Source organism: Mongoliibacter ruber (assembly GCF_003003005.1).
Lineage (GTDB): Bacteria > Bacteroidota > Bacteroidia > Cytophagales > Cyclobacteriaceae > Mongoliibacter > Mongoliibacter ruber.
On the sequence record NZ_PVTR01000002.1, the window covers coordinates 360389 to 373630 of the forward strand.

The 13242-nt window shown below is 40.2% G+C and carries 11 protein-coding genes; 6 read left to right on the top strand and 5 right to left on the bottom strand.

Annotated elements, in window-relative coordinates; translation table 11 throughout:
* Positions 1-296 precede the first annotated feature (296 nt).
* Positions 297-560, bottom strand: coding sequence for a hypothetical protein (locus tag CLW00_RS04830; protein ID WP_106132518.1), 264 nt, complete (start codon positions 558-560; stop codon positions 297-299).
* Positions 561-1379: 819 nt separating this feature from the next.
* Here CLW00_RS04830 and CLW00_RS04840 point away from each other — a divergent pair.
* The 3 genes from CLW00_RS04840 to CLW00_RS04850 all read left to right on the top strand — a co-directional run bounded on the left by CLW00_RS04840 (position 1380) and on the right by CLW00_RS04850 (position 4053).
* A complete protein-coding gene (locus tag CLW00_RS04840; protein ID WP_106132520.1) occupies positions 1380-2798 on the top strand; it encodes a phage tail sheath family protein in 1419 nt (472 codons plus the stop codon).
* Between the two features lie 254 nt (positions 2799-3052).
* Positions 3053-3457: a hypothetical protein gene (locus CLW00_RS04845; protein WP_146131367.1), complete on the top strand. Its 405-nt coding sequence runs from the start codon at positions 3053-3055 to the stop codon at positions 3455-3457.
* 98 nt (positions 3458-3555) lie between these two features.
* On the top strand, positions 3556-4053 hold the full coding sequence (locus CLW00_RS04850) for a hypothetical protein (protein WP_106132522.1): 498 nt from the start codon (positions 3556-3558) through the stop codon (positions 4051-4053).
* A gap of 257 nt (positions 4054-4310) precedes the next feature.
* On the opposite strand, the gene CLW00_RS04855 is transcribed toward CLW00_RS04850, so the two are convergent.
* Together CLW00_RS04855 and CLW00_RS04860 are read right to left on the bottom strand one after the other, a co-directional pair.
* Complete coding sequence (locus tag CLW00_RS04855; RefSeq protein WP_106132523.1) at positions 4311-6014, bottom strand: GMC family oxidoreductase; 1704 nt, start codon at positions 6012-6014, stop codon at positions 4311-4313.
* Positions 6007-6561 carry a gluconate 2-dehydrogenase subunit 3 family protein gene (locus tag CLW00_RS04860; RefSeq protein ID WP_106132524.1) on the bottom strand — a complete coding sequence of 185 codons (555 nt, stop codon included), beginning with the start codon at positions 6559-6561 and terminating at the stop codon, positions 6007-6009. The genes CLW00_RS04855 and CLW00_RS04860 overlap by 8 nt, the downstream gene beginning before the upstream one ends.
* A 250-nt stretch (positions 6562-6811) precedes the next feature.
* Here CLW00_RS04860 and CLW00_RS04865 point away from each other — a divergent pair, with 250 nt between their 5' ends.
* Both CLW00_RS04865 and CLW00_RS04870 read left to right on the top strand, forming a co-directional pair.
* Positions 6812-9052, top strand: a complete 2241-nt coding sequence (locus CLW00_RS04865) for a TonB-dependent receptor domain-containing protein (protein WP_106132525.1) — start codon at positions 6812-6814, stop codon at positions 9050-9052.
* A gap of 89 nt (positions 9053-9141) precedes the next feature.
* Positions 9142-9987 (top strand): hypothetical protein, encoded by an 846-nt coding sequence (locus CLW00_RS04870; protein ID WP_245917168.1) that lies wholly within the window; start codon positions 9142-9144, stop codon positions 9985-9987.
* Between the two features lie 316 nt (positions 9988-10303).
* Here CLW00_RS04870 and tnpA read toward each other — a convergent pair whose 3' ends face one another.
* Positions 10304-10750 (bottom strand): IS200/IS605 family transposase, encoded by a 447-nt coding sequence (gene tnpA / locus CLW00_RS04875; RefSeq protein ID WP_106132526.1) that lies wholly within the window; start codon positions 10748-10750, stop codon positions 10304-10306.
* 982 nt (positions 10751-11732) lie between these two features.
* Positions 11733-12296 carry an LLM class flavin-dependent oxidoreductase gene (locus CLW00_RS04880; RefSeq protein WP_106132527.1) on the bottom strand — a complete coding sequence of 188 codons (564 nt, stop codon included), beginning with the start codon at positions 12294-12296 and terminating at the stop codon, positions 11733-11735.
* 131 nt (positions 12297-12427) lie between these two features.
* Between CLW00_RS04880 and CLW00_RS04885 the strand changes: the two genes are divergently transcribed.
* Positions 12428-13159 carry a hypothetical protein gene (locus CLW00_RS04885; RefSeq protein ID WP_146131368.1) on the top strand — a complete coding sequence of 244 codons (732 nt, stop codon included), beginning with the start codon at positions 12428-12430 and terminating at the stop codon, positions 13157-13159.
* Positions 13160-13242 lie beyond the last annotated feature (83 nt).

Consider the following 13242-nt stretch of genomic DNA (forward strand, 5'->3'; position numbering starts at 1 on the left):
CCAAGTGAGTCTTACTTCTCAAAATTAAACCAGGTCTTGTAGACTATAGTCTACAAAATCAAAAATGAATAGTTCCTCTTAGTATTCCAAAAATTTGGCACAAGATGTCGCAAAAAAGATTTTTGATTTTTGAAAGTAATTCTTGTTGAATAAAAGAAGTACAAAGGAATGTAATTGATAAAACCATTAAAAATAGAGGCAAACAAGACTTTAATCTAAAAAATCTACTTCAAAAAAGAAGGTATACAAAAAGCAAAAGAAGCCATTATAGAAGAGTTTGAAAAGCTAGCTTCGGTTCACCCATTCTCCACATAATCCCTCACATAACCCCTCAAGCTCTCCCACTCTGGATCATATTTCATTACAATCCTTGAAGTCAGGCTATCGATATGTTGATGGATGGCTTTTTCGTCTTCCAGATTTTCAAAAAACGCCAGCATAGGATTGCCTTCTTCAAAATCACCCATAATACAATAGATTTCCCCCTTAAAGCTATCGGCATAGTTTTCGGACTGGCTGAGATAATTCTCTAAGACACTGATTTTCTCATTGCATTCCATCTCCGAAAACTCTCAATTCCAACAAAGACGTGCAAATAATTGAAGCAAACTGTCGGAAATTAACTTCAACCCCTTTTCCCCTACTCCCCCTCTTTTTCCGTAAACAGACCTACATCAAAAAACCTTCTTCAAAAACCATCTTCTCGATCTTCACAGCGGTCATTACCGCAATGTAATCGGCGTGATAGGTAGTGGTCAAGTGGAGACTTTCTTCTGTTTGTTCCAAAAAGTCTATCCAATTTTGATATAATAATGTTGCTCCGTGTCATGGAGATCCTTCATCATATGGGTGATGTCCTTTTTTCTTGATAGGTCAAAAAATCGGGTTTCATAAAGTATGTAACCTTCAAAATACTCAGACTGAGAATATCCAGACTGCAGGGTGAATTCAAGGGCTAACACAAGGAGAAATAAATGCTTCTGCTTCACAAGTAACTATATGTCCAGTAAATACACTTATAAAATTTGTAAAGATATGAGCCTTTGGTCTGCAACTATTTTAAATCCTTGCAGAAAACTCACTTATCAAATCCATAAAATCATTTAATAATTAAATTTTTAATTGGTGACAACCTCAAGACTTGGACTTGAGTATAACCCATCATATATGAAACACATCTACGCTTAAGTCCTGCATTGCAAAACATTATATTTTGTCTCTTTGAGGGCTTCGCAGGCACCAATTGCTTTAAATTATTACTACTAAATTCAGGAAAAGCCTCTATAAGGGGCTTTTTTTATGCTGCCCTGTCCTGCCAACCGACTCCCTTTCCTTTGAAAATTTCTTAACTTTAGCTACATCCATCAAACCAAAGAAAAATGGACAAGTCCAATCCTCGGCATCGCCTAAAGTTCCGTAACCCTGGAGTATATGTAGAAGAGGTGTCTTTGCAACCTAAATCCATTGCTGAGGCGGAAACAGCAATTCCCGTTTTTATCGGTTATACCCAACTGAGTGAAGGAAAAGCAGGTGCCGATTTGAAGGGTGTGCCTCAATTCATTTCATCCGTTCAGGAATATGTAGATTTTTTTGGTACTGCCGGTAAGGAACAAGGGCTGTCGCTGAAAATCACCCAATCCCCAGGCGGAGCGGAATCCATTCAGGCACAGGTTAGCAATCCTCATGCATGTTTGCTTTACTATAGCATTCAGGCCTTTTTCGCGAATGGAGGGAGTAAATGTTTTGTGATTTCTGTGGGAAATTCGGGCCAAAAGCCTCAATTGCGAGATTACATGGCTGGGTTTCTCGAGAGCAAAAAAGAAGCACGAATTACCATACTTTGCTTCCCGGATGTCGTTGGGCTTTTGGAGGAAAGTGATTATTACCAGCTGATGGGGGAAGCCATGTTGCAATGCCATAAGTTGAGAAACCGGTTTTTGCTGGTAGACCTGCACAGTCCGGAGGCCGATAATTTGCAGACCTTGGACCGGTTTAGAAATTTAATGACCCAAACTGAGGGAAGGCAATTTTCCACAGCTTACTACCCTTATATAAACAGTCAGTTGGACTATTCCTTCCAGCCAGAAGATGTGCTTGTCCACCTTTTGGGAAATAAAGGCCACAACCGCCCACAAACTATTAACCTGTTGGCCCTGAGGAGGCAAAATGAATCCAAATTCAATGATTGTATTGCAGTAATCAGGAAAACGCTCAGGCCTGTACTTCCTCCCTCACCTTATGTGGCCGGAGTATATGCGAGAGTAGATAGGCAAAGGGGGGTTTGGAAAGCTCCAGCCAATGTCGTGCTAAAGGCTGCGCAGGGTTTGACAGCAAATGTAAATAATCAAGAACAAGCACGCTTCAATGTAGATTCGATCGGAGGAAAATCTGTCAATGTAATTAGGGAGTTTCCAGGCAGGGGGATTTTGGTATGGGGAGCCCGTACCTTGGCAGGCAATGACAATGAATGGCGCTACGTGCCGGTTAGGCGATTGTTCATCATGATAGAGAGCTCCGTGAAAGCGGAGTTAAAAAAAATGGTTTTGGAACCAAATGATACCAATACTTGGATTAAAGTCCGATCTATGACGGAAAACTTCCTTCAAGAATTATGGAGAAAAGGAGCGCTTTTCGGGATGAAATCAGAAGAGGCATTTTTTGTAAGAATCGGTTTAGGCCAAACCATGACCACTCAGGATATCATAGATGGTAAGATGATTATGGAATTAGGTTTGTCTGCCATCAGGCCTTCTGAGTTTTTGGTACTAAGGATTACCCAAAACATGAAAGCAACCTGATTTTTTTTCAGGAATTGTAATCCACATCGCTCATCCCTTGGATTTCCAATCCCAAAAATCATCTGTGTCCATTCGTGAAATCAGTGGTTAATATTGACCACCGATGTACGCATATAATCACTGATGTACAACCCAACCCTCAACCTATTCGGACCCAAATCTAAAATCTAAATTCTAAAATCTAAATTTTTATTCCCTTCCACAACATCTTCCAAAAAACCTGCGTCTAGGAACCGAATCCAAACAATCAAACCATGAAAAAAATCTACGCTTTTTTGCTTCTTGTACTTTCGCTTTCGGCTTGTATGGACCAAGACAGCATGGACTTGGCAGAGGGACAATTTCCACTTGGGATCTGGACAGACCTCCGCTACGAACAGGACGCTTTGGTACTCAATAGGAGTAATGAACTGATTAAGAATACCATGGGGTATGTTTTTAAGGCTGATGGTACTATGATTGTCAGAGATATAGCGGGATGGTGCGGTACTCCTCCTATCGTTACAGATGATTTTTCGGGTACTTGGCGAATCAAGGGTAATATCCTGAAAATAGAAAGGAAATATTGGGGAGGTACTTTTGTGCAGGAATGGGAAATCCTTGGTGCGGATAACAATCAGGCATCTATCAAACTGCTTAATTCTGAATCAAAATCATAACTGCTAAATCCATACACTTAAATAATGGAGACTTTATAAGCCTTTCTCAACAATAACTTTGACATTCACGTCATAACTTTCACTCAAACCTATCAATTATGAAAAAAGCATTACTTGCCCTTGTTCCCATTATCTTCCTTTTCTCCTGTGTGGATTACAGTGAAGAGTTTTCTTCCCAGACGCTTCAGGGTAAATGGCTAAACAAAATAAGCAATGATTACGAGAGCATGGACAATGTGCTTGTTTTCCAGACAAATGGATCTTACGAAGCATTCTTTATCAGAACAGAAAACAGTGAAGGTTTTGCGCCTGGAATAGTGGGTTATTATAAAGGCAATTATGCTGTCACAGATGATAAACTTGTACTTTCTGACAGGAAATATTACTATCCCGAAGATTTTGAAAATCCACCTACAGAAGCCGGTGATATGATAGAGCAAGCCAATTTTCCCATGCCAAACCAAAGCGCTGAATTATCCTTTGAAGAAAATAAAACAGTGATGGTTTTGGTGTTTGAGTGCATTGATACATTTGGTGGATTTGCTGCTATGTGTATGGAGCCTGAACCAACTTATTATGATAAAGTGATGGAATAAAGAAGTATGTAAAATGAAATATGATTATCCGCAATCATGCCACTAATCAATTAAACGAGGCTTATTTGGCAAAGTGATACTAATAGATATTTGTTCGAAAACAGAGGTTAATTCTATTAATTAGATTCTTCTGGTATGAAAGCGGATATACATAAATTTAAATATGCCTTCGGCAATATTTTTCCAGCATCAAGCCCTATTGGATAAAATTGGGGCTTGATTTCTTCATTTTATTTATACAATATTTCTATCTATATCTAGCGGTTTTTCATAGCATGATGTGCAGCTCTTGCAGCAAAGGCCATATAGGTCAAAGAAGGGTTTTGGGTGGCAGTAGAGGTCATACTCGCTCCGTCTGTCACATATACATTCGGAACAGCATGTAGTTGATTGTCAGCATTGAGCATGGAAGTTTTTGGGTCTTTGCCCATTCTTACCCCGCCCATTTCATGGATGTCCAATCCAGGTGCACGATGGTCGTCTCTTGTTCGGATATTTGTAAAGCCTGCTTTGTCAAACATCTCTGTCATCTGTTCCAGATAATCTTTGATCATCTTTTCGTCATTGTCATCATAATCCACATTTACCTTCAACTGTGGAATACCCCATTCATCCTTGAGATTAGGGTCAAGGGCTACATAATTGCTCTCTTTTGGAATGGTTTCTCCCATCATGTGGGAACCGATTCTCCAAGGGCCCCACTTGTCAGGGTTGAGGATATTTTCTTTTAGCTCCATGCCTATGCCGCTTTGATCGGCATATGGACCTCTGCTGGCACTGAACCCTGCGGCATAACCTCGGAGAAAATCAGTTTCTTGGCTGAGTACATTTCTAAATCTTGGGAAATAGCCCGAAGTTGGTCTTCCACCCTGAGTAGTGTATTCTAGGTGTCCTTCATGATCAGCTGAGACACCCGCCCGGTAATTGTGGAAGGCTACATATTTGCCCAACACACCACTGTCATTGCCCAATCCATCTGGAAATCTGCTGGAGGTGGAGTTCATTAATATCAGGTTTGTATTGAGGGCTGCGGCGTTGACAAATATCACATCGGCATAAAACTCTTCCATTTCCTTGCTCAACCTGTCCACTACCCTTACACCTGTAGCCTTGCCTTTTTCCTCATCATAGATAATAGAATGTACTACCGAATCAGGTCTCAAAGTCATGTTACCGGTTTTCTCAGCCCAAGGAAGTGTGGAGGAATTTGCCGAAAAATAGCCTCCAAATGGACAACCTCTTTGGCAAAGGTTACGGCTTTGACATTTTGCCCTTCCTTGTTGTGCATAATAGTCGAAATTACCGTTGATATGGGCGCAGCGCGCTAAGATCATGTGGCGGCTGTCGCCATAATGTTTCTTCATTTGTGCCTGAAAATGCTTTTCCACCACATTGAGTGGATAGCCAGGTAGGAATTCTCCATCAGGGAGGTTTGGCAGACCGTCTTTATTGCCCGATACACCGGCAAATTTCTCCACATGGCTGTACCAAGAGGCTAGGTCTTTGTACCGAATAGGCCAATCCACTGCGAAACCGTCTCTTGCCGGACCTTCAAAATCAAAATCAGACCAGCGCTGAACCTGTCTTGCCCAAAGCAAAGATTTACCTCCTACCTGATAGCCACGAATCCAATCAAATGGTTTTTCTTGTACATAAGGATGTTCTTGGTCCTTGACGAAAAAGTGTTGGGCATCCTCTCTGAAGGCATAGCACCTGCTTACCACGGGATTTTCTTTTCTCACGTCTTCTGTAATCTGACCCCTATGCTCAAATTCATAGGGCAACATATTGGTAGTCGGGTAGTCCTTGATGTGTTTGACATCCTTTCCCCTTTCCAAAACCAAGGTCTTGACACCGTGTTCGCAAAGCTCTTTAGCAGCCCAGCTACCACTGATTCCTGACCCGATTACTATTGCTTGATAGGTTCTATCTTCCTTTGCGTCTATATTGAAATTAGCCATTGAGTTTTTCTTTTTTTAGTGATTCGATGAGGACCTCTCCTTGATAATCTCCGGGAATGAGAGAATAAGATTTTACTTCTGTCTGCATGTACTCGGAAAGTAAAAATCCCTGAATGGTAAATCTTTTGGTAGTCCCTAAAAATCCCCTTAGGTCATTTTTATCCTCACTTTCTTCATGAAGCCCGGTTTGGACTACTTCCTCTTTTTCCATTCTTTCCAAATCACTGAACTTTTTACCCTTCTTGTCCTTGCTGTAGGCATCAAAGGAATTGAAGCCTTTCATAAATGATTTCTGAGCATCTTCATCCATGCAGTCGTTGACCATTACTAGGATAAAATCCTGAATATCTAAATCTGAAGCTCCTTTTAGATTGCCGCTGGGAATGATGGTGTCGGTAATTTGGCCTAAGAGTTCTCTCATGGATGAACTGACCTTAAGCCTGTCGTAAGCACTTAGGATTTCTTCCTCCGAAAAATCACAGGAAGGCACCAGTACAAGCCCGCCTGTCAACAGGGCAAGGCTGCGAAGCGCATCTCTTCTTTTCATGGGTTGTATTGTTTTATGGATCAGTGATGGCTAATTGAAAATCAATCAATTGCTAATTGTGGAAAAAGGTAAAAGGATATAAGCAGAAATCATAAAAATTTTATCCATTTGGTCAATTCAGTATTTAAGGCATCGTCTTTTCACATTCATCCGAAAAATCCTGCCTCTATAACCAATATACAACCAACTGTGATAAATGGAGTTTTATCCATTGAACAATACACGTACCTTTCGCAAAACTTGATTAATTATGCGACATATTTTATGGATTTTTCTTCTAATGTCAACCAATCTTTTTGCACAGACCACCATTACTATTTCAGATGGCAATAGTGGAGAAAGTATTCCAGGGGTGCTGGTCAAAATACAAGGACAGGAAAATAAAGTTTCTGACAATAATGGAAAAGTTATAATCAACTTGGATAAGTCTAGTATTCTTGTCTTTTCACATGTGGCATTTGAAACCCTTTCCATGCAAGTCGCTCCGGAAAGTGATGTAGAAGTGAGCATGCAGCCTTCCACCAATGCTTTGAGCGAGGTGGTAGTAAGTGGATTTGAATCCGAAAGGCCATTGGTGCATCAGGCAGGTGCTATTTCCAAGGTTTTGGAAAATGAGCTTTATCGCTTCAATGAAAACTCGATCTTGAGTGCCTTCAATACCAAACCGGGTATCAGGATAGAACAACGCGCGCCGGCCAGTTATAGGGTTTCGATCAGGGGGAGTTCTTTACGCTCTCCTTTTGGTGTAAGAAATGTGAAGGTGTATTGGAACGATATTCCTTTTACTTTTCCTGATGGCACGACAGACTTGAATATCCTTGACCTTGCCAATATCCAAAATACAGAAATCATCAAAGGTCCTGCGGGGAGTATTTTTGGAGCAGGAAATGGGGGAGTGTTCAGCTTTGAAAGTAAAAAGAAAATCACAGAGAACTACTTTTCTTCTGATATTGGAGTTGGGGATTTTGGCTTGTTGCGCTACCGGATTGGGGTAGACCAAAAATTGGAAAAAGGCAGTGTCAGCGCCTCTTATGTCAGACAGACATCCGAAGGTTTTCGGGAACATAGTGCTGTGGATAGGAAAGTTTTCCAACTGGCCTTGAATTCTGATATTTCTGACAAACAATCTCTTTCAGCTCAGGTCCTGTACTCAGACCTGGATTATCAGATTCCGGGAGCCCTCACGACTGCACAACTCGAAGAAGATAGAAGACAAGCAAGGCCGGGATCTGTGGAGCAAAATAGTTCGATTGCTCAAAAAACGGTTTTTGGTACATTGAATCACCGTATTGAATTGGGAACTAAGTGGGAAAACAATACTGCCTTGTATCTAAATAGCAAGGAGTTTGAAAATCCCTTTATTTTGGATTATAAAAGAGAAACAGCCTTAAGTTATGGAGGAAGGACCAAATTTGTCTTGGAAGATACTTGGGGGAATTTTCCAGTCAGGCTTTTGCTTGGTGGAGAGTATCAGTATGGCAATACTACTGCCCAGAATTTCGGCAATAGAAATGGACAGGCAGATACAGTGAGGTTTAGTGATGATTTGGTGACGACCCAGGCTTTTCTTTTCCAACAGTTGGAGATAGAGTGGACATCAAAGTTGCTCATGACCTTGGGGTTTTCTGAGAATTTTTCACGATATGACATCAACAGGGCCATTGATGCAGGACCAAATGAACCATCAGAAAACCAGAGGAGATTTGATCCGATATTGATTCCCAGAATTGCCTTGGTATATAAAGTCAACGAGCGCTCGGGAATACATGGCAGCATCAGTTCGGGCTTTTCTCCTCCAACTATTGCGGAAGTCAGAACCAATGAAGGCAGTATCAATCTAGATTTGGAGGCAGAAAGAGGCATCAATTATGAGGCAGGATACCGGAGTCAATTGGGGATTTTCAACTTGGACTTTACTGCCTTTTATTTCAAACTTGATCAGACCATTACCACCTTTACCAATGAGCAGGGAGTGGTTTTATTCAGAAATGCAGGGGCCACAGACCAAAAAGGGCTTGAAGTCAGCATAGACTATGCACCGTACAGAAGTCAGGGGAGTTTGATTGAGGAAGTCAAATTGAGTCATGCATTCACAGGGCACTATTTTACTTTTGCAGATTTTGAAAGAGCTGGCAATGATTTTTCAGGAAATCAACTGACAGGTGTTTCTCCCAATACCTTGGTCAATTTGCTGGATATTAGGAGTAAGATTGGGTTTTATCTGAATTTTACCCATCAATATGTAGATGAAATCCCTTTGAATGATGCCAATACAGTGTTTCAAGAAGCTTACAACCTTGTCGGTTCGAGAGTAGGTTGGAGAAATACTCTTGGAAGTAGGTGGGATGTCGAGGTGTATGGAGGCGTAGATAACCTGCTGGACGAGACCTATAGTTTGGGAAATGACCTTAATGCTTTTGCCAACAGGTTCTATCAACCAGCCCCAGGAAGAAATTTCTATGGAGGATTAAAAGTGGGGATGAGGTATTAGGCGTTTGATTTTCGTATTCATTGCTTTGATTCGTATTCTATTTAAATAAAAGAAAACCGACATATTTGCATTACAAAAATATGAGGAACATGCTGATTGCTATCACCCAGTATCAAAAACAAGCAAAAGACTTCCTAAATCTTCTGAAAGATTACCGAAATAATAAAGCCGGACTGATTGTTCTAATTGCCCTGTTTGCCTTTGGTTTTCAACAAGGAGCAATAGGACAAGACACTGATAACATCCATTTTCGGGGAAATATCAGTGTCACCAATAATGGTCTTTCTCTGATTCCAGCCTTTTCATTGAATGCGCCTGCGGCAATATTTGAATTATCTTTTGGTGGGGAGCGATTGAGTTTTGACCCAGAAATGCGTTTTGCCATTGATGGGCAGCCTTGGTCTTTTATCCTTTGGTGGAGGTATAAGATTATCAAATCCGAAAAATTCAAGCTTCATGTAGGTGCTCACCCTGCTTATATTTTCGAAACCATCATGGTGGAGGACGATAATGGGGATATGGTGGAGACCATGAAGACAAACAGGTTTTTTGCAGGTGAGATTTCCCCAAGTTATCATTTCAATGCTGACAACAAATTGACTTTTCTTTATCTCCAAGGCAGGAGTTTGGGTAAGGGACCTTTAGCCATCAATCAGTTTGTAGCCTTTGGATCATCGCATACCAACTTGAGGCTTTCAGAGAAGTTTTTTCTCAATGCCAAGCCTCAGCTTTTTTACCTCAAGATGAATGAAAAAGACGGGTATTTTGCAAGTGGCTCATTTTTGATTGGTAAAAAAGACTTTCCGATTTCTATAGGATCCATCATCAGCAAAAAAATTATTTCTGAAATAGAAGTAGACAACTGGATCTGGAACATCAGTCTGGTGTATTCCTTCAATAATGAGTTTGTAAAAAGAAGCAATCCTGTGCTTTAAAGTTGGAGCGAAGATTCAGAGAACGGCTAAAAAAACCAGGGTTTAGTGATTTTTCACAGGTTGATTATGGACAAGCTTTAACAAGAATATGAAACTACAATCACGACCCAGAAATGCTTGTCCCTAGAATCGGGAGGCCGAATTTTTGAATAACCCTAGGTGAAAATTAAGGCAAAAGTTTGAGTCCGGAATAATGACCATGAAATGGTCAAACTTTTCAATAGCCCTAGGTGAAACCTAGGGTAATGGTGAAAGATGATGCGTGGCATCAACCCTGAAAGGGTTGAACTAATTTAGCACTATTGGAAACCCAAACCTATAGCAAAAACTTCGGATCAAATTTGATTTCGTATTCCTCAAGTAAGGACTTGTACTCTTCCAAGAACGACACATCCTTATGATGAATCTCCTGATTTTTGATGTATTTGACCAATCTTTCCTTGGCCTTGATGGTTTCGGAAAAAGCGCCATAACCATCTTGCCAACCATTGAATTTCGGGAATATTCCTTCTTTTGTAATAAAATCGTTTGAAGCAAGTTTGATGTCCTTGATTAAATTCGAAACGGGGATTGTTGGATGGATATGCGTCAAAATGTGGATGTGGTCTTCTACACCATTGATCCGGTATAGATGGCATTTTTTGTTTGTTAGCAAATGATGGATATAGGCGTAAAGCCTCTTTTTTTCATGGTGAAGTAGTGTAGGTTCACGGTGTTTTGTTGAAAAGACGATGTGGTAAATAAACTGTGTGTAGGGGCTCATAAAAAATGGAAGTTAAAAGTGAAAACATAATTTCAGGAAAAATGGATTGAATGTCAATATGCTTCGGCTTTCTCAGGCCTTTCAGGGGTAAATAAGTTCGACCCTTTCAGGGTCGAGAGAGTATCGCCTTAAGATTCCTTATCCACGGGTTTCACCCGCGGTTATTGAGAGGTTTGACCCTTTCAGGGTCATATAGGACATCGGAACTATCGTTTCAGTGTCGGGAGGAGGTTTGAGTTTCTTTTCAACCTATGGTTTTCTCTTGGGGTTATACAAAGGTGGCAAGCAGGAATTTCATGGTTTTTTCCTGAATTTTCCCTTGGCTTGCATTAGTGAAATTGGGAGATTAAACCTCCAGTAATCACTTCATTCGTCGGGATGAACGTTTCTTTTATTTTGATGATAATTTAAATTTGAGAAGTCATTATGAAGTGGTCAAACTTTTCAATAGCCCCATATGAAACTTAGGGTAAAGGAGAATGATGAAAGGTGAGGCAACAATTTTGAACATCCTGTTCTGAATAGATCACTATCGGCACCGAAGCTTGATATTCTGAAGATTGAATCCAGTTAAACGACCATGAAATGGTCAAACTTTTCAATAGCTCCATATGAAACTTAGGGTAAAGGAGAATGATGAAAGGTGAGGCAACAATTTTGAACATCCTGTTCTGAATAGATCAATCGGCACCGAAGCTTGATATTCTGAAGATTGAATCCAGATAAACGACCATGAAATGGTCAAACTTTTCAATAGCCCCATATGAAACTTAGTGTAAAGGAGAATGATGATAGGTGAGGCAACAATTTTGAACATCCTGTTCTGAATAGATCACTATCGGCACCGAAGCTTGATATTCTGAAGATTGAATCCAGGTAAACGACCATGAAATGGTCAAACTTTTCAATAGCCCTAGGTGAAACCTAGGGTAATGGTGAAAGATGATGCGTGGCATCAACCCTGAAAGGGTTGAACTCTAATTTACCTTTCCTCATTTATTGCCATCATAAGCTCTGCAAATAATTTTGTAGATTTTATCCGGTCTTCTAGGGCATACATGGTAGACACGGCTATAAGTTCATCCACCCCAGTTTTTACAACAAATTCCATTATTTGATTTTTTACAGTTTGCTTGCTGCCTACAAAAGAATATTTCAGGAATTGATGCATAGCAGGATGGTTCATGACTTCCTTTAATTCCTGGTTCATTTCCGTTGGAGCTTGTAGCGGTTCCTTAGTACCTGTCAACACACCAAAAAACATCTTAATCAAGATAGTAAATAACCTTTCAGCTTCTTCATCAGTATCCGCAACAAAAACATTTATCCCTGCAAGGGTATATGGCTGTTTGAGAAATTCAGAAGGCTTAAACTCTTCCTTGTAAATTTTTAAAGCATTGAATAAATGAGTAGCCGCAAAATGACTTGCAAAAGCATAAGGCAACCCGTTTTTGGCTGCCAGATGCGCACTATCCGTACTGGAACCTAAAATATAAAGTGGTACATCTGTGCCCTCAGCTATGGTAGCCCTTACTTTTGAACGCATACTCAGAAACTCAAGACATTATCATTATTCGACAATATCATGAGGAAGGAATCAATTTTTGGTGAAAAATAAATGATGAGATAAGATTGGAATAGAAGTTGGTTATGCGGCACTGAACAAACTGACCAATTATGATTAAATCAAAATTAATTTATTTAATGGGATGTCTTGGCTTTATCGCCTTGATGACATCCTGCCAAGAAGAAAATGATGGATTCCGTCCTGGTGATGCTCCTGCTATTGGGATAGCATTTAAACTATCATCGGATCAAACTGGTACAAATGCAAACGCACGGGTGTTGGAGTCTGCTGTTGTAATTGAAAGTGGTTATTTTCATGTAGAAGAGATTTCATTAGAAACAGAGGGTAGGACTGCCAATGGAAGGTTCGAGAAGGAATTTGAAATTGAATATGACCAACCTAAGAAAATCACCTTGGATAGATTTGACGAAAACGCAGATTTTTTTATTGAAATCGCTGAAGGTGAGTATGAGGAAATAGAATTTGAATTTGAGCTAGAAAATGCCAACGATGAGCCAGCGATATTTCTGGCGGGTACTTTTACAGACCCCGATGGAAATTCCATCCCGCTTCAGTTTGAATATTTTGATGATGACTTCGAATTTGAAGTAGAAATTGAGGCTGCAGAGGGAGAATATTTTCAGGTTGACCGGGTAAATAACCCCCTGTTTTTATTTGAAATGTATCCTTCTAACTGGTTTTCGGGTCTTTCGAGTGCTGAATTAGAAAATGCAGAAATCACCAATGGGGTACTTTTGATCAACAGTGAAGTCAATGAAGCTTTATTTACCAAAGTAAAAAGGAAAATGAAGGATGATGCTGAAATTGAAATCAAAATGTAAAAAAGAGAACCTAGTTTAAGGTTTTTTGGAACAATAGTATTGAGGAACAAAACCCTTAGTTCAGCAACAGCTGGATCAAGGGT